Source organism: Pandoraea nosoerga (assembly GCF_902459585.1).
Classification (GTDB): domain Bacteria; phylum Pseudomonadota; class Gammaproteobacteria; order Burkholderiales; family Burkholderiaceae; genus Pandoraea; species Pandoraea nosoerga.
Window position 1 is genome coordinate 130,035 of record NZ_CABPSC010000005.1, and the last position, 24,877, is coordinate 154,911.

Annotated in this window: 20 protein-coding genes and 1 riboswitch; of the genes, 7 read left to right on the forward strand and 13 right to left on the reverse strand. The window is 66.2% G+C overall.

Going from position 1 to position 24,877, the window contains the following annotated elements; all coding sequences use genetic code 11:
- Positions 1-28: 28 nt before the first annotated feature.
- Positions 29-997, reverse strand: a complete 969-nt coding sequence (locus PNO31109_RS08890) for a LysR substrate-binding domain-containing protein (RefSeq protein ID WP_150555247.1) — start codon at positions 995-997, stop codon at positions 29-31.
- Positions 998-1,008: 11 nt separating this feature from the next.
- The gene (locus tag PNO31109_RS08895; RefSeq protein ID WP_150555248.1) at positions 1,009-1,653 is read right to left on the reverse strand and encodes a TetR/AcrR family transcriptional regulator; all 645 of its coding nucleotides are present in this window, start codon (positions 1,651-1,653) and stop codon (positions 1,009-1,011) included.
- A 704-nt stretch (positions 1,654-2,357) separates the two neighbouring features.
- On the opposite strand from PNO31109_RS08895, the gene PNO31109_RS08900 reads away from it, so the two are divergent.
- The 3 genes from PNO31109_RS08900 (at position 2,358) to PNO31109_RS08910 (ending at position 4,139) form a co-directional block, all read left to right on the forward strand.
- Entirely contained in the window at positions 2,358-2,798 is a 441-nt protein-coding gene (locus PNO31109_RS08900; protein ID WP_150555249.1) for a hypothetical protein, read from the forward strand.
- 312 nt (positions 2,799-3,110) lie between these two features.
- Positions 3,111-3,368 carry a YMGG-like glycine zipper-containing protein gene (locus PNO31109_RS08905; RefSeq protein WP_150555250.1) on the forward strand — a complete coding sequence of 86 codons (258 nt, stop codon included), beginning with the start codon at positions 3,111-3,113 and terminating at the stop codon, positions 3,366-3,368.
- A gap of 198 nt (positions 3,369-3,566) precedes the next feature.
- Positions 3,567-4,139, forward strand: a complete 573-nt coding sequence (locus PNO31109_RS08910; protein ID WP_174966337.1) for an EF-hand domain-containing protein — start codon at positions 3,567-3,569, stop codon at positions 4,137-4,139.
- Between the two features lie 110 nt (positions 4,140-4,249).
- On the opposite strand, the gene PNO31109_RS08915 is transcribed toward PNO31109_RS08910, so the two are convergent.
- From PNO31109_RS08915 to PNO31109_RS08930, 4 genes are all read right to left on the reverse strand, one after another.
- On the reverse strand, positions 4,250-5,617 hold the full coding sequence (locus PNO31109_RS08915) for a DUF3100 domain-containing protein (RefSeq protein WP_150555252.1): 1,368 nt from the start codon (positions 5,615-5,617) through the stop codon (positions 4,250-4,252).
- A gap of 406 nt (positions 5,618-6,023) precedes the next feature.
- Positions 6,024-7,538, reverse strand: a complete 1,515-nt coding sequence (locus PNO31109_RS08920; protein WP_150555253.1) for an aldehyde dehydrogenase family protein — start codon at positions 7,536-7,538, stop codon at positions 6,024-6,026.
- 89 nt (positions 7,539-7,627) lie between these two features.
- Complete coding sequence (locus tag PNO31109_RS08925; protein ID WP_277396711.1) at positions 7,628-8,590, reverse strand: NAD(P)-dependent oxidoreductase; 963 nt, start codon at positions 8,588-8,590, stop codon at positions 7,628-7,630.
- Positions 8,591-8,611: 21 nt separating this feature from the next.
- Complete coding sequence (locus PNO31109_RS08930; protein ID WP_150555255.1) at positions 8,612-9,517, reverse strand: VOC family protein; 906 nt, start codon at positions 9,515-9,517, stop codon at positions 8,612-8,614.
- A 360-nt stretch (positions 9,518-9,877) separates the two neighbouring features.
- Here PNO31109_RS08930 and PNO31109_RS08935 point away from each other — a divergent pair, with 360 nt between their 5' ends.
- On the forward strand, positions 9,878-10,825 hold the full coding sequence (locus PNO31109_RS08935; RefSeq protein ID WP_150555256.1) for a LysR substrate-binding domain-containing protein: 948 nt from the start codon (positions 9,878-9,880) through the stop codon (positions 10,823-10,825).
- Positions 10,826-11,363: 538 nt separating this feature from the next.
- Entirely contained in the window at positions 11,364-12,428 is a 1,065-nt protein-coding gene (locus PNO31109_RS08940; protein ID WP_150555257.1) for a porin, read from the forward strand.
- Positions 12,429-12,577: 149 nt separating this feature from the next.
- Here the strand turns inward: PNO31109_RS08940 and PNO31109_RS22300 are convergent, their stop codons facing one another.
- The 4 genes from PNO31109_RS22300 to PNO31109_RS08960 all read right to left on the reverse strand — a co-directional run bounded on the left by PNO31109_RS22300 (position 12,578) and on the right by PNO31109_RS08960 (position 20,275).
- Positions 12,578-16,813: an autotransporter domain-containing protein gene (locus PNO31109_RS22300; protein ID WP_150555258.1), complete on the reverse strand. Its 4,236-nt coding sequence runs from the start codon at positions 16,811-16,813 to the stop codon at positions 12,578-12,580.
- A 459-nt stretch (positions 16,814-17,272) separates the two neighbouring features.
- Positions 17,273-17,752 carry a transcriptional regulator NrdR gene (gene nrdR / locus PNO31109_RS08950; protein ID WP_150555259.1) on the reverse strand — a complete coding sequence of 160 codons (480 nt, stop codon included), beginning with the start codon at positions 17,750-17,752 and terminating at the stop codon, positions 17,273-17,275.
- An 18-nt stretch (positions 17,753-17,770) separates the two neighbouring features.
- Positions 17,771-19,018 (reverse strand): serine hydroxymethyltransferase, encoded by a 1,248-nt coding sequence (glyA, locus tag PNO31109_RS08955; RefSeq protein ID WP_150555260.1) that lies wholly within the window; start codon positions 19,016-19,018, stop codon positions 17,771-17,773.
- Between the two features lie 98 nt (positions 19,019-19,116).
- Positions 19,117-19,224: riboswitch (ZMP/ZTP riboswitch) on the reverse strand.
- A 31-nt stretch (positions 19,225-19,255) separates the two neighbouring features.
- Entirely contained in the window at positions 19,256-20,275 is a 1,020-nt protein-coding gene (locus PNO31109_RS08960; protein WP_206111529.1) for a zinc-dependent alcohol dehydrogenase family protein, read from the reverse strand.
- Positions 20,276-20,394: 119 nt separating this feature from the next.
- Here PNO31109_RS08960 and PNO31109_RS08965 point away from each other — a divergent pair, with 119 nt between their 5' ends.
- On the forward strand, positions 20,395-21,327 hold the full coding sequence (locus PNO31109_RS08965; protein WP_150555262.1) for a LysR family transcriptional regulator: 933 nt from the start codon (positions 20,395-20,397) through the stop codon (positions 21,325-21,327).
- Positions 21,328-21,557: 230 nt separating this feature from the next.
- Here the strand turns inward: PNO31109_RS08965 and PNO31109_RS08970 are convergent, their stop codons facing one another.
- Positions 21,558-21,983 (reverse strand): hypothetical protein, encoded by a 426-nt coding sequence (locus PNO31109_RS08970; protein WP_150555263.1) that lies wholly within the window; start codon positions 21,981-21,983, stop codon positions 21,558-21,560.
- Between the two features lie 26 nt (positions 21,984-22,009).
- Between PNO31109_RS08970 and PNO31109_RS08975 the strand changes: the two genes are divergently transcribed.
- Complete coding sequence (locus PNO31109_RS08975; RefSeq protein WP_150555264.1) at positions 22,010-22,528, forward strand: 2-thiouracil desulfurase family protein; 519 nt, start codon at positions 22,010-22,012, stop codon at positions 22,526-22,528.
- Between the two features lie 116 nt (positions 22,529-22,644).
- Here the strand turns inward: PNO31109_RS08975 and PNO31109_RS08980 are convergent, their stop codons facing one another.
- Positions 22,645-23,226: a DJ-1/PfpI family protein gene (locus PNO31109_RS08980; RefSeq protein ID WP_150555265.1), complete on the reverse strand. Its 582-nt coding sequence runs from the start codon at positions 23,224-23,226 to the stop codon at positions 22,645-22,647.
- Positions 23,227-23,532: 306 nt separating this feature from the next.
- The gene (gene boxA / locus PNO31109_RS08985; RefSeq protein WP_150555266.1) at positions 23,533-24,843 is read right to left on the reverse strand and encodes a benzoyl-CoA 2,3-epoxidase subunit BoxA; all 1,311 of its coding nucleotides are present in this window, start codon (positions 24,841-24,843) and stop codon (positions 23,533-23,535) included.
- Between the last annotated feature and the right edge of the window lie 34 nt (positions 24,844-24,877).

The window sequence follows — 24,877 nt, forward strand, 5'->3', positions numbered from 1 at the left end:
TTTTGCGCATGGCGACGGCCGACAGGCGCTAGCGCGGCTTGACCGGATCGAGACCGCACGCCTCGCGCAGGCAAGCGACGAAGCGCTCGCACGCGGGACTCGGCTGCTTGTCGGAGCGCAGGGAATAGCCCACGTCGCCAAAGCTGCCCGGCATGGTGTCGGCCAGCACGCGCAGCAATCCCGATTCGACGAACGGTGTGGCCGCGGCGCGCGGCATGAGCGCCACGCGCGCCGTCTCCAGCATGAGGCCGATGTTCGTGAGCACCGACAGGGATTCCACGACGTCTTCGGGCAGCGGCAGTCCGGCGTCGTGAAAGAGACGCTCGGCGGCAAGCCGCGAGGGAGATTCGGGCACGGGCAGAATCCACGCGCCCTCGCGCAGTTGCGCGAGCGGCACGCGCTCACCGGCGCCTTCCCAATGGCGCGTCGCGCCAACCACGCAGAGCGATTCGTTGAAGAGCACTTCGTGCGTGAGCGCAAACGCGTTGGCCACCGGCAATGCCCGCTCCGGCAGACGACCCACGACAATGTCGAGATCACCGCTCGCGAGCGCCGGGAACAGCTGCGCCGTCGTCGCTTCCCGCACCGTGACGAGCACGCCGGGGGCGCGCGACTTGAGCATGGCGATCGTGCGCGGCAGCAAATCGGCCGACGCCGAGATGAGCGTGCCGACGATCACGTGGCCGCTGGTGCCCGCGCTGAACGCGTTCACCTCATCGGTGAGATAGCGCAATTCGGCCATCAGCGACTTCACGCGATGGCCGAGCAGCTCGCCCAGTTCCGTGGGCTGCATGCCGCGGTTGCTGCGCACGAAGAGCGGGCCCTCGAAACAGGCTTCGAGTTCGTGCACGATCTTGCTCACGGCGGGCTGGGTCAGACCGGTCTCATTGGCCGCGCGCACGAGCGAGCCCGTCTCGAGCACGCGGTCGAAGACCTGAAGCTGGTGGAACTTGAGCTTTCGTCCGAGATGGAGGGCGGTCCAGGGGAGTGATCGCATCGAGGTCCTGTTCAGACCGCCGCCGGGGAGCCCGACGGGGTCGTCGCGCTTGGCTGCGGCGGCACGGCGTGTCCACCGGGCTCGGCCGCGAGGAACGCCGCGACGTACTCTTCGAGCATGGCCACATCGGGCAGCGAGGCCGGGTTGACGTGATGATTGACAAGGCAGCCGTCAAAGGTCAATACCAGCATGTCGACGAGGCGCGCGCGCCGCACGCCGTCGCGGGCCAGGCTCGGTGCGCTGGCAGCGAGCATGCCTGACAGACGCTCCCGAAACCACTGCAGCAGCGAGGGATCGTAGGGGTCCCCGGCGCTCACCGTCGCCAGCGCCTGGACGAGGTTGTGCGAGAAGCCGTTGTCGAGCCGCGGTATGTCGACGAGTAGACCGCGCAGCAGCGCGCGCATGCGGGCCGGCGAGCCATGTGCGGCCATGACGTCCGCTTCGAGCGCCCCGATGCGCGCCTTGAACCATCGTTCATAGACGCAAAAGAAGACCTGCAGCTTGGCTGTGAAGTAACTGTAGATATTCGCGTGCGAAATACCGGCGCGCTTGGCAATCTGCACCATCGTGGTGTCGACATATCCCTTCTCGAGAAACAGGGCGTGCGACGCTTCGAGGATGGCCTGACGGATGTCTTCTTTCTTGACTTGTGGCATAGGTAAGCCTGCGCGGATAGGCCGGGCACCTCAATCATATTGTCTTGAAGTCCGCTGAAGCCGTTACCGGACGTCAGCGCGCACAGTATGCCAGCGCAAACGCAGCTTGCGGCGAAAACTACGCGCAAACACTCCCCCGGACTTTCCCGGTATTTCAACGCATACAACGTGAATTGCGATGACAGACATCGCGTAATGCGCCGGGTTGCCGCGTATTACGCGTACGTAGATCGGCGTCCGCTGCGCGATGGTTCCGAGTCGATACTTCAAGATTGAACAATTTCGGTGTCATCTTTTCCGCCGCCATGCGCCACATCGGGGCCGCGGTGAGCGTGCTCGTAGGACTTGGCCGACATGACACGCCGGCGGCGGTCGCTACGCCCCGCCGACGCGAGTGCAGACGCGGCACACCGGACGCAATCTCGCAGCTCGGTGCGCGCGTCGGCGCATTCCTACATGCTTAGGAATCCTTCTAGTATTGCCGGCGATCTCCCGCACCTTGTCATCCCCGTTGTGGGCGCGCCGCGACGAATCCACTGCATTCCCGTCCTTCCCATTCCTCCCATTCCCGTACCACCGCCTCATTACAAACGCTTACAACATCGATCGATCCAATTCACGCAACTTGCGTCCAACGAACGTCAATCCATGATGACGACGGGCGGGATCTACACCGCTCTCGCAAGGAGGTCAGGATGCGAAGCATGTCGAAGAACAACACAATGCGAGGCGGGCCGGCGAAGCGCCCCGCGATGACGACGAAGGCTGCGAAGGCGGTGTCGCCCGCAAGCCTCGCCGCGGTGCTCGCTGCGCTCGCGGCGCTGGCCGGCTGCGCCACGCAAGCACCGCCCCAGCCGCGCCTGCCGTATCGCGGCGAGCAGACGAACCCGGCCTATCAGCCGAACTGCGGACCGCCGCCGTATCCCGCCGGCTCGCCGTGCAGCCCATACGCGTCGCCCCCGGCAGTCCCCACGACCGATGCCTACGGGCGCCCCTATCCGCCAACGGATGGCTACGGACGCCCGTACCCGTCAGATGCGCAGGGCAGGCCGTATCCGCCGCCTCCGCCGCCGCCCGCCTATCAGGAAACCTACCCCGCCAATGGGGCGGGCGCGCCGACGCCGGGCTCGGAAACGGCGCACTGACGGCATTCGGACAGAGGTGCCGAGGCATCGGCAATACGGGGCGTTCGGCGTCGGGCCTCGGACAGCGCCGCACTACCGTGTGCGGTCCCGTGCGGTCCCGCGCAGTCTTGTAGGGCCGTGTACTGGCCTGTACAGGCTGCGCGGCCCCGCGCCGACCTCGCCTCTCGCCGACCGATCATGCCATGCTCGCGCGCCTCGTCGGGCCGGTCCTTCAAGCCGGTCGGCAACGATTTCAACGAACGGCAGGCGGCACGCCGTGGCATTGCCTGCGAAGAACCAGGGCGCCAAGCCCTTTTGAAGGAGCCTCACGTCATGAAAACCACACAACGATGGATCTCGCGAATCTCGCGCAGTGCTGCGCCCGTGCTCGTCGGCGCCGCGCTGATCGGCACGCTGGCCGGCTGCGGCGGCATGACCCCGCGCGAATCGCGCAATACCGCAGTCGGCGCGGGTGTCGGCGCGCTCGGCGGCGCCCTGATTTCCGGGGGCGATCTCGGGACCACCGTGGGTGGCGCCGTGGTCGGCGGTGTGATCGGTAACGTGATCACCGACGACCGCCATCGCCGCTGATCACCGTCAATCGCCATTCATCGCCATGAATCGCCATTGACCGCCGTGAATCGCCGCTGCCGGCCTCCGCCCGCCGCGGCCCGCACCGGGCGTGACATCCAGGCACGCCCGCCATGCTCTTGCGGCATACGGCGCCTACCCGAATACGCGCGGCGCCGCATGCCGCCTCAAAGCCTTGAAAATCAGGAGAAGCGCGACATGACCTCCCCAGACACACTTCGCCAACAGTCGCTCCGAACGCTTCGGTCCCGCCGCCTCGGGCGGACCGCGCTCGCCGCCGTCACGCTCTGCGCGAGCGCGGTCGCCTTGTCGATTGCCGCCCTGCCCGGCTACGCGCAGACCGGCACGCCGGTCAATGGCGTGGTCCCCACCACGCCCACGCCAAGCGCGCCTGCGCCAGCGCAGGGCGAGGACTACGGCGACGCCGCCGATCAGAACGCCGCCCTCGGGATGTACCTGCAACGCTCGTTCGACGCCATCGACGCGAATCACGACGGCAAGATCGACCGCAACGAGTGGGCCGCCTATCAGCGCAGCCAACTGCAGGCGCGCCGCGCGGCGTTCGAGCGCTATTTCAAGGCGGCCGACAAGGATGGCGACGGCTATCTGAGCCGGGACGAAGCCGCCGCCTCGGAACCGTTCCTCTATCAGCATTTCGACGAGATCGACGCCAATCGCGACGGCAAGCTCTCGCCGGCCGAAATCCGCGCGTTCTTCCGCCGCTACTACCACGAACGCGCCCGCGCCGATGCCGCCACCACGAAACCCTGACCGTCCCCGCGAGCGCAAACGAAAACGCCACGGCAGTTCAGATGCCGTGGCGTTTTTCGTGACTGCGTCATCCGGGAGTGCGCGCGATCACGCTCACTCGCCGGTGGGTATTACACGTGGAAGAACTCCGCGATGATCGCCGCGCCGAGGAACGTACCGGCGTTCGCCAGGAACGACACCACCACGATGCGCCAGCCCAGACGACGGAAGGCCGGCACGTCCTTGGCAACGGACAGCCCGGCGTAGGTCAGCATCGGCGTGACCAGCGCGAGGAAGTTGATCTTGCCCGTGAACTGCTCGACGACCGGCGCGAACGGGAAAGCCGGCGAGGTCAGGAACATGGCAATGAGCGACACCCAGCACACGGCCGGCACCTTGCGGCGCGTGAGGTAGTACAGCGCTTCGCCGACGATCACGGCCGCGATGATGATGAGCATGCCCGGCACGCCGTCGAGGAACGGCGTCTTGAAGGCCATGCTGTTGCCCACGAGCGCCAGCGCCCCCGAGAAGACCCACGCGAACAGACGCGCGCCGAAGTTCATCTCGACGGTGTGCGCCTTGCTGGCCTGCTTGAGTTCCGTGGCGGCCTGCGCGTCGGCCACCGCGGCGGCTTCGGCGTTGGCGCGGCCGCGGCGGGTCATGCGCCCGAGCACCGGCTCCATTACGCGGTAGCCCCACACGGCGAGCGGCAGCGAGATGAACAGCGTGAAGTACGTGCCGATGGTCGTCGTGATCAGGTTCGACGCCGCGGCGAACGTGGCGACTTCCTTGGCGACTTCCGGGGTTTGCTGCGCGGCGATGGCGCCGGCGGCGGCGGCCATCATCGAACCGGAGCCCACGCCCGCCCCCATGGCGAGCGAGTGCGGGTGGAACAGGTTCAGGCTGGCGACGAAGCCGGCGAACAGCGAAATGAACACGGCGCCGAAGATCGTGCCGGTCAGGTATTCGGCGAGCACGCCACGGCCTTCGGGCGAATCGAAACCGTACTTCTCGCCGATGATGGCCAGGCTCGGCTCGCGGCCCACCGAGAAGGTCGCGCCGATGGCTTCACGCTTGATGCCGAGCATGAGCGCGACCGGCAGGCCGAGGACAATCGTGCCCACGAAGTGGCCGAACTCCTGGAACACCAGCGCCCAGCCGGCGGCCACGAGCTTTGGCAGCGAGCCGCCCACGAGCAGGCCGAGCTTGGCCACGAAAAGCAGCAGCGCCGGCTGCAGAATCGCCGCCGCCTTGTGCTGCATCGGCAGGTCGATCTGCGCGAAGCGCGGCAAGCGCGCCTGCGACAGCCCCAGCGCCGCGCCGAGCAGAAGCGCCCAGACCATCGGCAACAGCACGATCTTGCCGTGACCGGCGGTAATGCTGATCGCACCGATCAGCTCCGCGATCACGAGAATCACGATCGCCCAAACATACAGGCGCACGCCATCGCTGAAGGCGCCTCCCTGCGGCTTTGCCGCGTTTTGTTCCATGACTGCCATCTGGGTCTCCACTGCACTTGCTATTGAACCGGTCCGGTGCCGTCCGGTCGCCCGGCGGTTTCGCGAACATTTCGGTGGTTAAGGAAATTCGGCGCGCCGCCCGTCCGGTCGCGAAACCGGCCGACTTCCCTGCCCGGCGGCAGACCGCCCGCCGGCTCGACACGCCTCGGTGACAGCAACAGCGTCCCGCGCCGAACCGTCCGAAGGGCGGCATTATACGCGGTCAAAATTGCCATTCCGGCCCGCGATCCCGCAGGCTGAAACGGCCATGCGCCAGGCGAAGTCTCACGACCGGCGCCGGGCGCACGTCCTTGCACTGGCGATTCACGACGCATGCCTGCGCGCATGATGGCGGCGCACGCCTGCTTCGCGGCCCCGGCTTCCCACGGCGTGGGAAGCCCTTTGATCAGACGTAGCCGAACGGCGTGGCCGGACTGGCCGCCGTCTCGACCCACACGCTCTTGGTCTGCGTGTATTCGTAGAGCGCCTCCACGCCGCTGGAGCGGCCGTAACCGCTGTGGTTGTAGCCGCCGAACGGCGAGGCCACGTTGATCGTCTTGTAGCCGTTGATCCAGAACGTGCCGGCGTTGACCTGAGCGGCCACGCGGTGCGCGCGCGCGACGTCCTGCGTCCACACGGCGCCGGCCAGACCGAACTCGCTGTCGTTGGCGATCGCCAGCGCCTCGTCTTCCGTGTCGAACGGAATGGCCACCACGACCGGCCCGAAGATTTCCGTGCGCGCCACGCCCATCGCGTTGTTCGCGTCGGCCAGCACGGTCGGACGCACGAAAAAGCCCCCATCGCTGCGCTGCTGCGTGCCGGCGGCCAGACGCGCGCCGCCCTCCACGCCCGCGTCGATCATGTTCATTACGTGCTGATACTGCGTGCGGTTGCAGATCGGGCCCACTTCGGTGGCGTCGTCGAGCGGGTCGCCCACGCGAATCTTCTCGGCGCCGCGCGAGAGCATCTCGACCATCTGGTCGTACACGCCGCGCTGCACGAGCAGGCGCGAGCCGGCCACGCAGCTCTGGCCGGCGCTCGAGAAGATCGCGGCCTGCGCGCCCAGGCATGCACGCCTGAGGTCGGCGTCGTCGAAGACGATGTTGGCCGACTTGCCGCCCAGCTCCAGCACGCTCGGCAGCAGGCGCTGCGCGGCGGCCGCGGCGATCTTGCTGCCGGTGGCGGGTGAGCCCACGAACACCACCTTCTTGATGACCGGATGCGAGATCGCGGCCTGGCCCGTCGTGTGGCCGAAGCCCGCGAGCACGTTGATGAGGCCGCGCGGCACACCGGCCTGCTCGGCCAGCGCGGCGACCGCGAGCGAGCTCGCCGGGGTGAGCTCGCTCGGCTTGAGCAGAACCCCGTTGCCCATGGCGATGGCCGGCGCCAGTTGCCAGCCACAGGTGAAGACCGGCGCGTTCCACGGCGTGATCTGCAGCACCACGCCCATCGCTTCGCGGCGCGTGTAGTTCAGGTGCGTGCTCGGCACGGGAATCACGTCGCCGAAGAACTTGTCGGTCCAGCCGGCGTAGTACTCGAACATCTCCGCGACCTTGCCAACTTCGCCGCGGCAGTCCCGGATCGGCTTGCCCGCGCCGATCGATTCGAGTTGGGCGAGCGCTTCGGCGTGCTCGCGGATCTTGCTGCCCACGGCCTGCATGACGCGACCGCGCGCCGCATGGGTGAGCGCCCACCAGACCTTCTGCGCGGCCTGCGCGGCGTCGGCCGCCTGCGCGACCACGGCCGCACCGGCATCGCGGTAGGCGAGCACCGTCTGTCCGGTTGCCGGGTTGACGATATCGATGGTGGCTTCGCCCTGGCCTTCGACCAGCTCACCGTTCACATACGAACCGATGGTGGTGGCGTTGGGGAAGAACTTTGCGAATGCGCCGAGCAATGCGGCGGCTTGTTGGTCTGCCATGAAAACACTCCGTGCGACGCGCCGCGACGGCGCATCGTGTCGTCAAACAAAAATTGAAATCTCGCGTGCGTGTCCGTGCTGCCGAGGGCTCAGGCGCGGCCCGGCTCGATGAACTGCACGATGCGGTTGAAATCCTCGTCGTCGCCGAGCGTGGCCGCGCTCGCCGCCCACAGACGGCCGACCTCCGCCGACAGCGGTCCCGTGCCGAGCGTTCCGGTCTGCTCGGCGAGCGCCATGGCCAGGCGCACGTCCTTGCGCATGAGTTTCATCGTGAAGCCCGAGTCGAACGCGTCGTTGAGAATCCACGTCGGGTAGTTCGTCTGCGTCACGCCGCTGCGGCCCGAGCCGGCGTTCAGACCCTCGAGCACCTGCTCGGGCGCCACACCGGCGGCCTTCGCCAGACGCATCGCCTCGCCAGCCACGAGCAGGTGGGCCGCGCACATCAGGTTGTTGATCAGCTTGGTCACGTGGCCCGCGCCGACCTCGCCGATATGCACACGCTTGGCCGACATTGCGGCGAGTACCGGCTCGATGCGGGCGATATCCTCGGCCGAGCCGCCCAGCACCATGGTAAGCGCACCGTTGAGCGCGCCTTTCGGGCCGCCGGAGACCGGGGCGTCGACCAGGGCGATGCCCTTCTCGCGCAGCGTGACGGCGAGCTCGCGGGTGCTCTGCGGGTCGGCTGTCGAGGTGTCGACGACGATCAGGCCTTCACGGCCGTTCGCGGCAATGCCCTGCGCGCCGTTGACCACGGCTTCGACGACTTGCGACGTCGGCAGCGACAGCACGAGGGCGTCCGCTTCGCGGGCGAGTTCGGCCACCGAGCCGCGCAGGCCGATGCCCGCTTCGGCCAGCGCCGCGCCGGCCGCCGGGGACGGATCGAAACCGAGCACCGTGAAGCCGCCGCGCTGCAACGACAGCGCCATGCCGCGTCCCATATTGCCCAGTCCGACCACTCCGATGATTTTCATGTTGACTCCAGTTTGACTGCGAGGATGGCGCCGCCGCCACGGGCGGCGCCGCGTTGCTACGCCTGCCGGCCGCGCCGGCAGACGGTTGGAAACTTCGGGATCTCAGTGCGGGTGATTCACGAACTCCAGCACCACGTTGCCCGCGAATTCCGGCTCCACGACCAGTCCATGCTCGTTGTAGCCGTAGGGCACGCCGTTCTCGCGCCACAGCCGCTCCACATGCGCCAGATCGGGGGCGAGGACCGTGATCGCCACGGCGTGCGTGCGCACGCCCTGCGCCATCGGCAAGCCCACGGCGGCGTAACGCGCCTCGGCACGGGGCTGCGAGAGCGCGAGCAACTGGCCGCAGCCGGTGTCGGCCAGCGCACCGCCGTCGTAGACGTCGACGTGGCGCGCGCCGTACATGCGCTGCCAGCGCGCGGCGAGCTCGCGCAGCGCCGCGGCATCGGGGGTGACATAGGTCACGCCGACGACGGCCGTCGCACCGTTCGGGTGCGCCTGCCACTCGGGCACCCAGATCAACTCGGGCCGATGCTGGTGACAGATGAAATTGGAGGCGTCGCCAAGCGACGCGTCGATGAACAGGCCCAGCGACACCACGGCTTCGTCGGGCGTGCCGTCCGGCTTGCGCATGGCACGGCGAAAGTCGAGGATGCCTTGTGACGTCAGCCCTGCCTGCACAAGTCTCGCGTGATCGGCGCGCGCATCCTTGCTGTGCAGCGCGACGAGCGACACGCCCTCTTCGCGGGCGAGGAAGCTGCCGAGATAGCGTCCGAAGCAGAAGTCGCCGACGGCGTGCGTGCCGAACCGGGTGGCGTCGTCCACGCCGATGAGTTCGATGAAGTTCTCGGCAAACATCATCAGCGACGTGACCGTGCCCCACGGGTGGTACGACACCGGCGACGGCGCGAAGCCCATGCGAGCGTAATGCGAAAGCCGCCGGGGATGATCATGCACCGTGACCAACGGATGATCGATGCCGAAACGCGTATTGCGCGAAGGAATCATCGTCTGTCTCCCAACGGGAAGCGGTGCCTGTCAAACGCCGTCTGCGGATCGCCGAAGTCGGCGCCGGGCCGGCGGCCTGCTCCGGCGTGGCCGGTACGGTCTGAAACGTTGCGCCATGCCGACGTCCGTCGCGGCATGGCGCAAAAAACTGGCGCGGAATCGGGCCGCCGTCACCGGGCCTCGCCTGGGTTCGTTGCCCCGCAAAGGGGCCGATCCGCATGCATCGCAGTGTGAATTGAAAAAAAACGACGCTCAATGACAACGCTTGATGATTTTTGTTCTAATTATTAGTCTTTAAGCCGTGGCGCCGTCCCCTATGGCACCGTCCCCTATGGCACCGTCTCCTATGACACCGTCCTCATGACACCTTCCATCACCGAAAGCCGCCTGCCGTATCTGTTCGAAGCCGTCCAGTGCGGCACCGTGCGCGCCGCAGCCGACCGGCTCGACATTGCGCCCTCGGCGGTCAGCCGCCAGATCGCGCTGCTCGAGGCCGAGCTGGCGCTGCCGCTGATCGAGCGCCACAAGCGCGGCGTGCATCTCACGCAGGCCGGGCGGTTGCTCATGGAGTACTACCGCGAGCAGCGCGCGCATCAGGAAGACCTGCTCGCCAAGTTGCAGGAAGTGCGCGGGCTGCGGCGCGGGCACATCCGGCTCGCCGTGGGCGAGGGCTTCGTGAGCGATCTCATGGGCGCGCCGCTCCAGTACTTCTGCAAGCGCTATCCCGACATCACGCTCACGCTCGATCTCGCGGGCACCAACGAAGTCATGCGGCTCGTGGCCGAGGACGACGCGGACATCGGGCTCGTCTACAACCCGCCGGCCGAGCCGAAGATCGTCTCTCGCGCGCAGATGCGCCAGCCCGTGCACGCGATCCTCGCACCCGGCACCGCGCTCGCGGACCGGTTGGGCGGGCTCGCCGCGCAGGGATCGTTGACGCTCGACGCGCTTTACGACGTGCCGCTCGCGCTCATGCACGGCGCGTATGGCACGCGTCAACTAATGGCGCTTGCCGAGCAGTCCGAGAAACATCGGCTCACGGCGTCGGTCACCACCAATTCGATTTCGGTGCTCAAGCACTACGTGCGTACCGGCCTCGGTGCAACGTTTCTGCCCACCTTTGCGGTGTCGCAGGAAATCGAGGCCGGGCTCCTGCTCGCGCTGCCCATCGACCATCCGATCCTCAACGGCGCCGAGGCCCATCTCGTGACGCGCGCGGGACGGCGTCTGTCCGGCGCGGCCAACCGGCTGCTCACGCATCTGGCGAGCAAGATGGAAGCGTTCGGGGCGCCGGATTCGAGCGCCTGAGGACCGCCGGCGGCCAAGCGCGACGCAGGCGTCGGGCGCTCGCCCTGCCGCCGGTTCGGCCCATTTCGGTTGTTGGCGCGCAACAATCGGCGTAACAGTCGGGCTACTAAGCCTTTCCCCGATGTTGCACGCGGTCGAATTCCGCTATAAATGAAGCCATCCGGGCACATGCGCCCATCGTGCCGGCCGGCTCGCCGGCTCGATGCGAGGCTTGCCTGTGCCGCCGACCCCGGTCGCATGGCCGCGCACGCTCGCCTCTGCGAGGCACGTGAGCGCCGCCGACCCAACGCCAGTGGACTGCCATGATGACGATCTCTGACAACCAGAGCGTGACGGCATCACTTGCAACCGGCTGCATCCGTCGATGCGGCACCCGTTGCCCTGGCCTCCCCGCTTGCCGATTTCTCGTCTCTCGTAACGAAAATTCAGGCTTTTCCGACAGCGTCTCTTATTGCCCGCATTCGGGCGAGATGCGACGACGACGGGCATAACCACGCGAAACAAACGGCGGGGCAAAACGCAACCTGGGGAGCAGACCATGAAAATGAAGCTCATTGCAGCGAGCCTGCTTTGCGGCATCGGCACGTTCGCGCACGCGCAGTCGAGTGTCCAGCTGTATGGCCGCCTGGACGGCGGCTTTCAGTACATGAGCAATATTCAGGACGGTAACGGCGGGACCGTCTCGCGCTGGAGCGCGCAAGGCGGCGACTACGGGACGAGCCTGTTCGGTCTGCGCGGTTACGAGGACCTCGGCCAGGGTTTGCACGCGGTATTCAATCTGGAGAGCGGCTTCCAGTTGATGAACGGGCTGAACAACAACGGGTCGGGATCACTCTTCGATCGCCGCGCGTTGGTCGGGCTGAACTCGCGCTCGTGGGGGCAACTCACGCTCGGGCGCAATCTGTTCATCAGCAACGGGGTATGGGACTTCGACCCGTTCCAGCAACAGGCCTTCTCGTCGGCGTCGCTCGTGCGTGGGCGCAACTGGCCGCAGGCGAGCAACACCGTCAACTATCAGAGCCCGAACTTCTACGGCTTTGACATCGCCGGCCAGTACGCCTTTTCCAACATCGCGGGGCAGCCGACGAGCGGGCGCGGGCTGGGCGCACAGCTCACCTATACGCACGATCGCTTCCAGTTGCGTGCGCTGTACGACGAAATTCGCGACGCCAACGGTCGCTTCACCGACGTGTTCGCCTCCTCGCGCGAGTATTTCGCCGGGGCGAACGTGTTCCTGAACCGCTTTACGATTTCGCTCGGCTACACGCACATGTCGGCGCCCGACGCGCCCGCGCCGGACTTCGCCACGCGCGCCGATCATTACTGGGCCGGCGTGAAGTGGCAGGCCACGCAGGTGTGGGCGGCCAACGCGGCGGTGTATCACGTCAACGTGCCGGGCGGCTTCGGCAACGCCACGATGTTCGAGCTGGGCACGACGTACAACCTCTCGAAACGCACGTTCTTCTACGGCACCGTGGCATACGTGAAGAACAGCGCCAACCAGAGCTTCTCGGTCGCCGCGATTCCGAGCAACTCGCTCGACAATCCGCCGGCCGGACGCGGCCAGACCGGCGCCTACATCGGCATCTCGCATTCTTTCTGAGGTTGCGGGTACCGAGGTCGGTTGGCGCGGCACGCCGCACACCGAACGCCGCGCAAAGAAAAAACCCGCCGCGCCCTTGAAGGCGCGACGGGTCCGCTACAGGCGCGCTCGAGGGCTTGTGCTGCCCCTCTCACGCGACACCGGAACGCTTAGAAGCGATACTTCGCCGAGATACCGCCAGCGACGGCGCGCTCGCCCTTGCGGACGCTCACGTTGCCGCCCAGACGGATGTCGAGCGCCTTCTGCACTTCCACATTCACACCCAGGTCCGCGGTGAAAATGTCCGCGCCCAGCTTGGCGCCCTTCACGTTGAACGAGCGCGGCGCGCCGTAGATCGTGTTGGTCAGGCTGCCCTGCTTGTCGCCGAACTCGTGTTCATAGGCCAGGCGCAGCGACGGGGCCACCTTCGTGCCGCCCGCGTTCGCCACCTCGCGCCACAGGCGCACGCCCAGCACGCCACGCGTCGACGTCTGCGACTGCGCACCGACCTTCAGACCGTCGTTGCCGCCGCCGGCGCGGTTCGTCTCGTCAAAACCGCTCAGGCGAGTCGACGCCACGCGCACGCCCACCGACGGATCGATGTTCGTGCCCGACACCTCGAAGCGCTTGCCCACTTCACCGAACACGCCGAAGGTCTGACCGTTCGTCTTGCCGGACACGCGCGACGACACGTCGCCCGCGGCCACCGTGCGATCGGTCTTCACGCTGTGATTCGTATAGGACACGCCACCGTTGACGAACCAGCTCGCGTCGTTCAGATGCGAACCGTACAGACCCACGCTCACGCTGTTGATCTTCGACTCGCCCGGCTGACCCTTTGCCTTCGAGTTTTGGTTGCCCATACCGACAGACGCGCCGACGATCGTGTTGCTGCCGATGCGCTTGTCGACGCCGATCGCGCCATCCAGGCCGCGCACGTCGAATGCAGGCCCGTTGCCGCGTTGCGACGTGTTGCCACCGGCGAATGCCGCCCAGCCGGCCACGCCGCTGTCGTCGGCGCTCGCGCCGTTGGCGGTCTTGTCGTCGAACATCGCCCCGCCGGCGATCATGCGCGTTTGCATGCCGCGCTGGAACGCCGTTGCGGCGCTCTGTGCGGCCTGCGCATTGTTCACCAGCGCCTCGCCGGACAGCAGGCTTGCCGAACGGCGTTGCTCTGCGGAACCGGCTTCCTGTTCCAGCATCTCGGCGAGCACGTCGCCGCCGACCTTGCCCGTGGCGACCTGGCCATAGGTCACGCCATCGACCGAGGCCAGTGCCGCGCGCTCGTTGGCTGTATACGCGGCGTTTCCGGCGACGAAGCCAACGCGGCTGTCTTCGGTGATCGTCACCTCGCCATTGCCGGCGTTTTCGGCTGCCACGCTGCCGAACCTGACCTGATTGAAGGCGTTGACGGTGGCGCCGTCGTCCTTCGTCACGATCTGGATGTTCTGGCCCACGATGTCCTTGAGCTTCACCGTCGAATCACGATTGATCTGAAGATCGGTGTTGCTGAAGTCGCCCTCTTTGCCGACGTGGACTAGACCCGTGCGGACCTTGCCATCCGACTTGGTGGCCACGGTCTTGATCGACGCGCCAGTGCTCGACTTGTACTTCTGGACACTCAGTTGGTTCAGACCCAGGTCGATGCTGCCGGCGTTCTCGATCGTGGCCACGCCCGTGACGCTGGGCGCCGCAATCGCCAGCGTCGCCGATTGCGCGATGACGACATCGCCGGAGCCGAGCGCGTTCGCGTGCGCGGCGGTCAACTTGCCGCTTTGCACGGTCACCGACGTGAGGTCGCTTTGATCGCCCGCGAGGGTCAGATTGCCCGTACCCACCTTGGTGAGGGTCGGGGCGGCAGCGGCGCTCGGCGCCCGGGATGCCGGGGCGACGTCCGTATCGCCTGCCTCACCGCCTACGTTGACGTCTTCCTTGCCGTCCGTCTTGCCGTCCGTCTTGCCGTCCGTGTTGCCGTCCGTGTTGCCGTCCGTGTTGCCGTCCGTCTTGCCATCCGTGTTGCCGTCCGAACCTTCCGAATCGCCCGCCACGTTGGTTGCATCCGGGGCAGTGGTGTCGGTGGCGACGGCCGGGGCGGCCGCCAGAATCCTGCCGCCAAAGACATCGTCCTGATTCAGCGAGCCGACCGTGAGCGCCGTGTTGCCTGCGATCACCTGGCCGTTGCCGGACAACGAACCGATGCCGAGCTGGGCGCCGTTCTCGCCCGCGGCGAGACCGGAGACGTCCAGCGAACCGGCAGTGAGCTCGATAGCGGCGTTCTGCACAGTGGTGGCGCCGCGCATCGTAACGTTGCCCCGGTTCGTGAGCTTCAGGCCGGAGAGCGTCGAATCCGCGATGTCGAGGGCGGCCCCGTCTGCGTTGGCAATGCTGGCGCCAGCCGCGTCCAACGAAGCGAACTTGGCCTTGCCCGCGTTATCGAGCGCCAGGCCGGCCAGCTTCGACTCGGAGACCTCGAGGTCCGCGCCCGCGGCGTTCGAAATGGCGGCCTTGCCTTCGGTCAGCGCTGCCAGTTGCGCTTTCGCTTCATTGACGACCTGCAAATTGGCCACCTTGGCGCCCGAGACCTTGAGATCGCCGCCAGCCGTGTTCGTCAACACCGCCTTTGCGGCGGACGGTCCGGTCACTTCCGCCTTTGCGCCATTGATCACCGCGAGGTTCTCGACGGTCGAATCACCGACGGTGAGCGTGCCGGTTCCATGATTGAGCAACACCGCGGTGCCTCCGGAGAGTCCCTTGAGCGTCGCCTTCGCATCGTTGTTCACGAACAGCGCCTCCACGGCGGTGTCCTCCATTGTCAGGTCGCCCGCGGCGCCGGTGTTCAGGACACGCACCGCCTGCCCGGAAACCCCCGACTTAATGGACGCCTGCCCCTCGTTTGTCAGGTGCATGTTGCCGAGCTTGGCGTCCGTCACGGTCAGCGTGCCGCGGTTGGTCAGCTCGGCATTGCCGGCGACCGAGGCCCGCGTCTCGGGACGCTCGCTGTCCTCGAGCTTGAACGGCTTGCCTTCGATCTTCACGACGCCCTTCGCTTCGTTCGTGATCTTCGCGTTGCCCAGATCTGCGCCCGTGAAGGTCAGGTTGCCGCTATTGCGGATCGTGGCGTCGGCGGCCGATGCCCCATCGAAAGTCGCGCTGGCGGCCGTGGCCTCGGCCAGGGTGCTGTTCTCGTCGAGCGCCTTGGCGGCTTCAACTTCGTCCTTGGTGATCGTCCCGCCGATGTTGATCGTGCTCGCGCCTGCGTTGGCCCCTTCCGAAAAGCCCAGCGCCGCGCCATTGACGACCTCGATGCGGGCCTTGCCGGCGCTCGTGCCCTTGCCGAACGCGATCTTGCCGGCTGCCTCGGCCGAGCCGCTTGCCGGGCCCGTGGCCGTGAGCGTGACCTGCTGCGCGCCGGCGTCGACGCCCACACCGTCTGCCAGGAAGTTCAGTTCGCCCTTCGGACCCACGTCGATCGCAATCTTGCCGCTGCCTTCGATCCCTTTTTTCATGCTCAGCACGCCGTCGGCGACATGCACTCGATGATCGGCGTCCGCGAGAATGCGAAGGGTGTCGATGGCGCGCGTCTTCTGACCGTTGTTTTCCGCCAGGCCGTAAATGGCGTCGGAATCGCTGCCGGAAAAGCTGCCCAGTTCAAGCGTGGCGTCTTGAGCCAGTTTGGTGTGCGCGTTGGCGGTCGTGCCAACCGCGTCGTCCGACTTGAACGTCTGGAGGTTCATGTCGGACCATGCCGACTTCGTGCCATTCTTTTCGGCGTTGGGCGCGTTTGCGTCGAGCACGAAGGTCTTGTCGAGTCGCGCGACCATCTCGTCGCTGTCCACCGCTTCCCAGACGCTCTGCTTGTGCTTGAGCAGGTTGAAGTCATCCAGATTCTTCTTGGCGCCGTCGAGGGCGGTCTGCGCGGCCGTGATGGCCCCATTCACCTTGGCTTCGGCGACGAGAGCGTCAAGTGCCTTCCGGTCATTATCGGAAGCGGCGAGTTTGGCTTCGGCGTCGATCTTCGCCAGTGCATCCTTAAGGGCGCCCAGCGCCGTCGCGTGTTCCTTGTCGTGCGCGGGTGCTTCGCCTTCGGTCGGATTTTTCGAAGCGATCGCGGTAATTTCAGCCTCAACGGCCCGCTTCACTTCGCCAAGGGCCTCGAGCTTTTCCTCGCTGGCCGGCTTTCCGAGCGCTTCGCGAACGGTGCTCGCGAAACGCCCAAACGACTTCTGATGACGCAATGCTTCGTCAGCGTCTTTCCATTTGGCCGGTGCGTTTTCGCTTGCGCTGATCTTGCCGTTCAGCGCTTTCTGACGGCCTTCTTTGGTCGTCTGCCACGCGGGGGCGGCACTTTCCTCGGCCACCGCATAACCGGGCAAAGCGGCTGCCGCCACCACCGTCGCAGCAGCCATGCAAATCTTCGTCTGACGTAGGGCGTTCGACTTCGGATGAACCTTTTGCATTCGATAATCCATAAATTAATTCTTGAAAAACGATGAGTTTTCTCCCATCGCACTCCAGACACGGCGCTACGACCTGCGTCAAGGCTCACGAAGTCTAAAAGGCGGATTATCGAAACAAGCCCGAAATCACTGATTTTTGATACTTAACTCAAAGCCGGAGAAACAATTAAATTTAGAACTTTCACAACAAAATAATTCTTTAAAACACTGGCACTTTCCCAAAAAACCCAATAACCCAATAACAAAATTCCAAAATAAAAATTTTGATGTACGCAAACAACGGCCAATAGCCAATATTGGGAAACGGCTCGCACCAATAAAAAACCCGCCGCGCCCTTTCAGGCGCGACGGGTTTTCCGTCCAACTTGCTGCAACCACTCCCGACCTGCGCGCGACTGCGCGACCGGGTCACACCGGCTTGCGCTTCGGTTTCAGGTCGGCGCTGTCGATCTCCTCGAGCACGTCGCGGAACTCCGCAATGTCCTCGAAGCTGCGGTACACCGACGCAAACCGGATATACGCGATCTTGTCCAGCCGCTTGAGCTCGCGCATGACCAGTTCGCCAATGCGCTGGCTCATCACTTCGCGCTCCGCGCCGGCCAGCAGCTTGTATTCGATGCGCGCGATCGCGGCATCCATGGCTTCGGCACTCACGGGACGCTTGCGAATCGCCAGTTGCATGCTCGCGCGCACCTTCGCGCGATCATACTCGGCGCGGCTGCCGTCTTTCTTGACGACAGCCGGCATCGCGAGCTCGACGCGCTCGTATGTGGTGAAGCGCTTGTCGCACGACGGGCATTTCCGACGCCGCCGGATGGCGGCGCCGTCTTCCGCTTCACGCGAGTCGATGACCTGCGTGTCGTCGTGTCGGCAGAACGGGCAGCGCATGCGTGTGGGGCCCGCCGCTTAGCCGTAGACCGGGAAACGCTTGGTCAGCTCGGCGACCTTGGCGCGCACCGTGGCGATCGTCTCGGCGTTTTCCGGATTGTCCAGCACGTCGGCGATCAGGTTGCCGACCAGTTCGGCCTCCGCTTCCTTGAAGCCGCGCGTGGTCATTGCCGGCGAACCCAGACGCACGCCGCTCGTGACGAACGGCTTTTCCGGATCGTTCGGGATCGCGTTCTTGTTGACGGTGATGTGCGCTTCACCCAGCGCCGCTTCCGCCGCCTTGCCGGTGATGTGCTTCGCACGCAGGTCGACCAGCATCACGTGCGATTCGGTGCGGCCCGACACAATGCGCAGACCGCGCTTGACCAGCGTCTCGGCCAGCACGCGCGCGTTCTTCGCCACTTGTTCCTGATACGCCTTGAATTCGGGTGTCGCGGCTTCCTTGAACGCCACGGCCTTGCCGGCGATCACGTGCATGAGCGGGCCGCCCTGGATGCCCGGGAAGATCGCCGAATTGATCTGCTTCTCGAACTCGGCCTTCATCAGGATCACGCCACCGCGCGGGCCACGCAGGCTCTTGTGCGTGGTCGTGGTCACGAAGTCGGCGTGCGGCACCGGATTCGGATACACGCCCGCGGCGATCAGACCGGCGTAGTGGGCCATGTCGACCATGAAATACGCACCGACCGACTTGGCGATACGGGCCATGCGCTCGAAATCGATCTTCAGCGAGAAGGCCGAGGCGCCTGCCACGATCATCTTCGGCTTATGCTGCTGCGCGAGCTTCTCGGCCGCGTCGTAATCGATGTCCTCGGCTTCATTGAGGCCGTAGCTCACCACGTTGAACCACTTGCCCGACATGTTCACCGGCGAGCCGTGCGTGAGGTGACCGCCATGGGCGAGGCTCATGCCCATGATCGTGTCGCCCGGCTTGAGCATGGCGAAATACACGCCCTGGTTCGCCTGCGAACCGGAGTTCGGCTGCACGTTCGCGGCTTCGGCGCCGAATAGGGCCTTCACGCGATCGATGGCCAACTGCTCGACCACGTCGACGTACTCGCAACCCCCGTAATAGCGCTTGCCCGGATAACCTTCCGCATACTTGTTGGTCAACTGCGAGCCCTGCGCTTCCATCACGGCCGGGCTGGTGTAGTTTTCCGAGGCGATCAGCTCGATGTGATCTTCCTGACGCTGGTTTTCCTTCTGAATCGCAGCCCAAACGTCGGGATCGACGGCGGCAACAGTGGATTTCGATTTGTCGAACATGGCGTTTCCGTTGAATTGAACAGGTTTTCCGGGAGGGGATGGTGCGGCGCGCCTTCCTTTGTGCTTTGGAAGACGATAGACAGGGCAGCACCAACCATCACGGCTGCCCAGGCGAACGGCAAATAAGACCCCGGCGCTTCCCGGTGGGTTGCTCCACCTCGGACACACAAGGCTGTGCGCCCTAATCGCCAGTCACGCGGGGTTTGTGGCGTCGATAGTGTATGCGAGCTTTCAGCCTTAGGCAACCCGGGCCGGCGCCCCGTCCACGCGCACCACCACCTTGCCGAACGCGCCGCGCCGCAGGTGCGCCAGCGCCTGCCTGAAGTCCGCGAAATCGTAGACGGCGTCCACCACCGGCGTGATGGCGTGGCGCTCGATCATCGTCACCAGCGACTCGAGTCCCGCCCGATGCCCCACGCCGATTCCCTGGATGTGGGCGCGCTTGAGCAGCACCGGGTAGACGGGCAATTGCAAAGTCTGCCCGCCCAGCATGCCGATGACGGAAACCTTGCCGCCATGGGCAAGCGCGCTCATCGTCTCGCCCATGTCGCCTCCGGCGAGTTCCAGCACCTGTTCGACGCCCCGCCCTTCGGTGAGCCGCAGCACGTCTTCGGACCAGCCGTCCCGACGCGGCACACCGTGCGTCACGCCAAGCGCCCGCACCCGCGCGAGTTTCGCTTCGCTGGCGCTCGTGACGATCGCGTGGGCTCCGTGGGCCAGCGCCAGTTGCGCCCCGAACAGCGCCACGCCGCCCGTGCCGGTCGCGAGTACCGTCTCGCCGGCTGCCAGACGGCGCCCGTGGCCAAACAGCGCCGACCACGCAGTGACGCCGGCACAGGTCAGGGTCGAGGCGGCCACGTCATCGAGCGTGGCCGGCGCACGCACCACGGCGTCCTCGGGGAACACCGCGTACTCGCGCAGCACGCCCTGCAGCGTCCCGCCGAAAATTTGCAACCCCGCCGGCGCCCGCTCGCCGTCGATCCAGCGATCCCAGAATGTGTTGACCACGCGCTCGCCTGCGCGAACCCGCGTGACACCGCCGCCCACGGCGACCACTTCGCCCGCCATGTCGGAGCCCGGTACATACGGGAACGTGAGCGGCAGGCCCATGCCGGAGTCGATCATCAACGCGTCGCGGTAGTTGAGCGACACCGCGCCGACCTTTACCAGTACCTCGCCCGGGCCGGGCCGTGGAATCGCCACTGTCGCGCGCTCGAGCGCCGTCTCGCCGAGCGTTGTCATCTGCCATTGCTGCATCGTGTTCATCACCGATCCTCTGTCTGATGGAGTTGCCCCGGCATGCCGGGTGGACACCATAAGCTTATTGGAGAATACTTAGCCGCAGTGATGGCAAATTCTCTTCATATTGGAGATAAATGAGCACCAATGACGCTTATACACCGGACCGGCTCTCGGGCATTTCCGCGTTCGTGGCGGCCGCCGACGCCGGCAGTTTTTCCGGCGCCGCACAACGCCTGCACCTCACCCGCTCCGCCGTCGCCAAGCGCGTCGGTCGACTCGAGACGCGACTCGGGGTGCGCCTGTTTCATCGCACCACGCGCAGCCAGCATCTGACCGACGAGGGTCAGTCGTTCTATCAACGCTGCACGAAGGTGCTGGCCGAGCTCTCGGAGGCGGAAAGCGAGCTGAGTGCCGGTTCGCAGACGCCGATGGGCAGGCTTCGCGTCACGATGCCGGTCCAGGTCGGCCGCCAGTGCATTGCGCCCGTGTTGCTGGCGCTGGCGAGAGCGCATCCGCAACTGCGCCTCGAGATGGCGTTCAGCGACCGGCGCGTCGATCTGATCGAGGAAGGCTACGACTTGGCGGTGCGCAGCGGTCGCCTCGACGACACCCCGGGCCTCAAGGCGCGGCCGCTCGGCGAGCAGACGATGATGTTGTGCGCGGCGCCCGCCTATCTCGCCGAGCATGGCACCCCCCACACAAGCGCCGATCTCGGCGCCCACGAACGGTTGATGTACGGCCGCAACGGCAATTTCTACGAATGGCCGGCCCTGGCGATGCCACGAGACACCCGCCGCGCGCCGCGTTTCGTTCTCGACGATCTCGTCACGCTGCGCGAAGCCGCGGAACAGGCGCTCGGCATCGCTTGCCTGCCGCACTGGCTGGTCGTGCAATCGCTCGATCGCGGACGCCTCGTCCAACTGCTGCCGCATCACTATGCGCCAGCCACGCCGCTGCATCTGGTCTGGCCCGATACTCGGCATCCGTCGCCCAAGCTTCGCGCAGCCATCGACGCATTGATGAGTGCCGCCAGCACGCTGCTCGCTGCCCCGCCGCGCCGTTCGTGACGATCACGGACGACGGCCGGAGGCCGGAGACCGGAGGCCGGAGGCCGGAAAACGGCGACTGTTGCGCGCTGATCGCCGCCGCGCCCGCGGCGTACATGCGTGCCCACGGAATGGACGATGCCGCTCGTGCTCGTCGCCCACGGCAGGATGTCGGACGCGCCGGGCCGTCCCAGCCGGAACGCCATTTCAGCGGACAGCGCCAGCGCACCGGGCGGATTTCTGAGGGCATCTCACGCCAATTTCGCGTCCTGTGTCTCGCGTAACGCGCGAAGGCGCGAAGGTGCGAAGGTGCGAAGGCGCCGGCCAACGGTCATGGCGGCAATCGACGTGTTGGCGCGAGGTATGCCGCCATGCACCGCCGGCGCTGCCACAACGCCCGCGGAATTCATCCCTGCGGCCAGACATCCGGTGAAGTTCACCGTCGTCGCATACGGCGGGTCGTTCTTGTCGCGCCAGATGACGCCGAGGTTGCGCATCTCGCCGTCGTACAGCGCGCGATTATCGAGCCGCAGCGCTGCGAGATAGTGCCGCTCGAGGATGCATTGATAGACGTCGGGAAGGCCGCGAATCGCGAGCCGGCCGCCCGGGGTCGGGTTCGACCGATAGTGCTGCGGTGTCGGGCGGCGAGCTTTCGGAAACGCGTCAACTTGGGACAAAGCCGCCGCCATGATAGTCTGCGCGCATGTCTTTCCCGCCTCGTATCCTTGTCAGCGGTTGTCTGCTCGGCCAGCCGGTCCGCTATGACGGGCGCCACGCCGCCTGCACGAGCGACGCCGCCATTCTCGAACGCTGGCGCGCGGCTGATCTCATCGTCCCGATCTGTCCCGAAGTGGCCGGCGGCCTGCCGACGCCGCGCGCGCCCGCCGAGATCTCCGGCGCGTCGAGCGGCGACGCGGTGTGGCGATCGCTCGCGCGGGTGACGGACAGCACCGGCGCGGACGTGAGCGCGGCCTTCCTCGAGGGCGCGCAACGCGCCCTCGCCTTGGCGCAGCGCCACCGCATACGCATTGCCGTGTTGAAGGAAGGCAGCCCGTCGTGCGGCAGCTCGACGATTTACGACGGTTCGTTCCGCGCAAGAAAAATCGCCGGAGAAGGCGTGACGGCCGCGTGGCTGCGGCGTCATGGCATCGAAGTCTTCAGCGAGCACGCGCTCGCGCAGGCCGATGCGCGGCTGCGCGCGATGAGCGGGCTCGCCCGATAGCGCGCGGCGCACGAATGAAAAGCCCCCCGCGCGCGGGGGGCCGGGTCCGGCCGGCGAATGGAACAATGGGACGACCGGAAGGACGGGAGGAACAGGACGAACGCGAGCGATACGAATCAGAGTTCGATCTTCGTCCCGAGCACCGCGAGGAACTGCGCGATCCACGCCGGATGTGCGGGCCACGCCGGCGCGGTCACGAGCTTGCCGTCGGTATGCGCCTCGTCGATGCCGATCTCCATGTATTTCCCGCCGGCAAGGCGCACTTCCGGCGCGCACGCCGGATACGCGGAACACTCGCGCCCCTCGATGACGCCGGCCGCGGCCAGCAACTGCGCGCCGTGACAGATCGCGGCAATCGGCTTGTCGTTCTCGGCGAAGTGACGCACGGCCGCGAGCACCTCGTCGTTGAGCCGCAGATATTCGGGCGCACGTCCGCCCGGAATCACGAGCGCGTCGAAGTCGGCGGCCGACAGCCCGTCGAACGTGGCGGTGAGCGTGAAGTCGTGCCCGCGCTTCTCGCTGTAGGTCTGATCGCCTTCAAAGTCGTGGATGGCCGTGCGCACCTTGTCGCCGGCCTTCTTGCCGGGGCAGACCACCTCCACGCGATGCCCCACCGCCGAGAGCGCCTGCACGGGCACCATCAGTTCGTAGTCTTCGACGTAGTCGCCTGCCAGTACCAGAATCCGCTTCTTGCCCATGTGACTCTCCGTTCAGAGAAAAATGGAAGGAAACAGCCTCTCCATAGTACTCAATTTCGGTGACGCCTCCGGGACAGCCGGCCCCCAGCGGTCCCCAGCGGCCTCCATCCTGCCCCATCCGATCCTACCCCGCGCTACCCGACACGCTACCCGACACGCTATCCGAGGCCGTGTGGGCGGCTCACGGCGGCATGCGAGCCGCGCGCGGACGAAAAAAAACCGCGCGCCGAAGCACGCGGTGTCAAGCCGGCGCAGAACGCCGTCGGTCAATCATGCGCCCGCACGTTCACGCGCGGGCGGCGCGGTTCAGTACGTCTCGAGATGCAGGCGCCCCTCGGTCTTCAGCCGCTGCCAGAGCGCGGGCCAGTCGAGCCCGGCCTCGCCAGCAATGCTCTGCAGCGCCTGCAGCACGCCGTCCTCCATCCCCTTGAGCCCGCACACGTAGATGTAGGTGTGCTCGTGACGCAGCAGCGCCGCCACGTCGGCCGCGCGCTCGCGCATCGCGTCCTGTACGTAGCGCTTGGGCTGCCCCGGCGTGCGCGAGAACGCCAGGTTCGTGTCGATGAAGTCCTTGGGCAGATTGAGCAACGGTCCGAAGTACGGCAGCTCGCCCTGCGTGCGCGCGCCGAAGAACAGCATGAGCTTGCCGGTCGCTCCTTTCAGGCGGCGACGGCGGCGGTACTCGGTCATCGCGCGCATCGGTGCGGCCCCGGTGCCGGTGCAGATCATCAGCAGATGCGAGTCGGCGTGGTTCGGCATGAGAAACGTGCTGCCGAACGGCCCCATCACATTCACCACGTCGCCCTTCTTCAGGTCGCACAGATAGTTCGAGCACACGCCGCCGACCGCGTGGCCCTGATGGTCGGACGTCACCCGCTTCACCGTGAGCGCCAGGTTGTTGTAGCCCGGGCGCTCGCCGTCCCGCGGCGACGCGACCGAGTATTGGCGCGCATGATGCGGCCGCCCGTCGGCCGTCGTGCCCGGCGGGATGATGCCGATGGACTGCCCTTCGAGCACTGGGAACGGGTGCTTGCCGAAGTCCAGCACGATGTGATGGATGTCGCTCTGCGTGCTCGCGTCCGTCACGCGGTAGTTGCCCACCACGATCGCCTGCACGGGGGCCTTGTGCGTGTACAGGTTGACGTAGGGCTTCGCGGCGGACCACGGCGGCACGATCGAGCCGCGCACCAGGTCCGAGCCGCCGATGACGGGCCCGGCGGCATCCGTTCCCGCAGCGCCATGACTGCTGCTGCCATGACTGCCGCTATTGCCGGAACCATTACCGGAACCCTTGCCGACCGCCTCGGCCGACTCGCCGATCACGCCCTGCCCGGCGAGCGCGTCGTCCTGCACGGGCAGTTCGTCCCATGTGAACTGATCCTCGATCGGATACGCCTCGGCCCGCAGCACGTCGCGCCAGTTGTCGATGGCCCCCGTGGGGCACGGCGAGATGCACGCCATGCACCCGTTGCACGCGTCCGCCCGCACGACATAGTTGTTCTCGTCGTGCGTGATCGCGTCGACCGGGCACGTCTCTTCGCAGGTATTGCAGCGAATGCAGATCTCCGGATCGATCAGATGCTGCCTCAGAACTTCGACCGGAACGGGGCCGTTCATGATGCTGTCTCCTTGTGGGGAAGGCTCTCCTCGG

Coding starts and splice junctions, on each gene's coding strand:
- PNO31109_RS08890 (WP_150555247.1), bottom strand. CDS start 997: ATGCGATCACTCCCCTGGACCGCCCTCCATCTCGGACGAAAGCTCAAG.
- PNO31109_RS08895 (WP_150555248.1), bottom strand. CDS start 1,653: ATGCCACAAGTCAAGAAAGAAGACATCCGTCAGGCCATCCTCGAAGCG.
- PNO31109_RS08900 (WP_150555249.1), top strand. CDS start 2,358: ATGTCGAAGAACAACACAATGCGAGGCGGGCCGGCGAAGCGCCCCGCG.
- PNO31109_RS08905 (WP_150555250.1), top strand. CDS start 3,111: ATGAAAACCACACAACGATGGATCTCGCGAATCTCGCGCAGTGCTGCG.
- PNO31109_RS08910 (WP_174966337.1), top strand. CDS start 3,567: ATGACCTCCCCAGACACACTTCGCCAACAGTCGCTCCGAACGCTTCGG.
- PNO31109_RS08915 (WP_150555252.1), bottom strand. CDS start 5,617: ATGGCAGTCATGGAACAAAACGCGGCAAAGCCGCAGGGAGGCGCCTTC.
- PNO31109_RS08920 (WP_150555253.1), bottom strand. CDS start 7,538: ATGGCAGACCAACAAGCCGCCGCATTGCTCGGCGCATTCGCAAAGTTC.
- PNO31109_RS08930 (WP_150555255.1), bottom strand. CDS start 9,517: ATGATTCCTTCGCGCAATACGCGTTTCGGCATCGATCATCCGTTGGTC.
- PNO31109_RS08935 (WP_150555256.1), top strand. CDS start 9,878: ATGACACCTTCCATCACCGAAAGCCGCCTGCCGTATCTGTTCGAAGCC.
- PNO31109_RS08940 (WP_150555257.1), top strand. CDS start 11,364: ATGAAAATGAAGCTCATTGCAGCGAGCCTGCTTTGCGGCATCGGCACG.
- PNO31109_RS22300 (WP_150555258.1), bottom strand. CDS start 16,813: ATGGCTGCTGCGACGGTGGTGGCGGCAGCCGCTTTGCCCGGTTATGCG.
- nrdR (WP_150555259.1), bottom strand. CDS start 17,752: ATGCGCTGCCCGTTCTGCCGACACGACGACACGCAGGTCATCGACTCG.
- glyA (WP_150555260.1), bottom strand. CDS start 19,018: ATGTTCGACAAATCGAAATCCACTGTTGCCGCCGTCGATCCCGACGTT.
- PNO31109_RS08960 (WP_206111529.1), bottom strand. CDS start 20,275: ATGCAGCAATGGCAGATGACAACGCTCGGCGAGACGGCGCTCGAGCGC.
- PNO31109_RS08965 (WP_150555262.1), top strand. CDS start 20,395: ATGAGCACCAATGACGCTTATACACCGGACCGGCTCTCGGGCATTTCC.
- PNO31109_RS08975 (WP_150555264.1), top strand. CDS start 22,010: ATGTCTTTCCCGCCTCGTATCCTTGTCAGCGGTTGTCTGCTCGGCCAG.
- PNO31109_RS08980 (WP_150555265.1), bottom strand. CDS start 23,226: ATGGGCAAGAAGCGGATTCTGGTACTGGCAGGCGACTACGTCGAAGAC.
- boxA (WP_150555266.1), bottom strand. CDS start 24,843: ATGAACGGCCCCGTTCCGGTCGAAGTTCTGAGGCAGCATCTGATCGAT.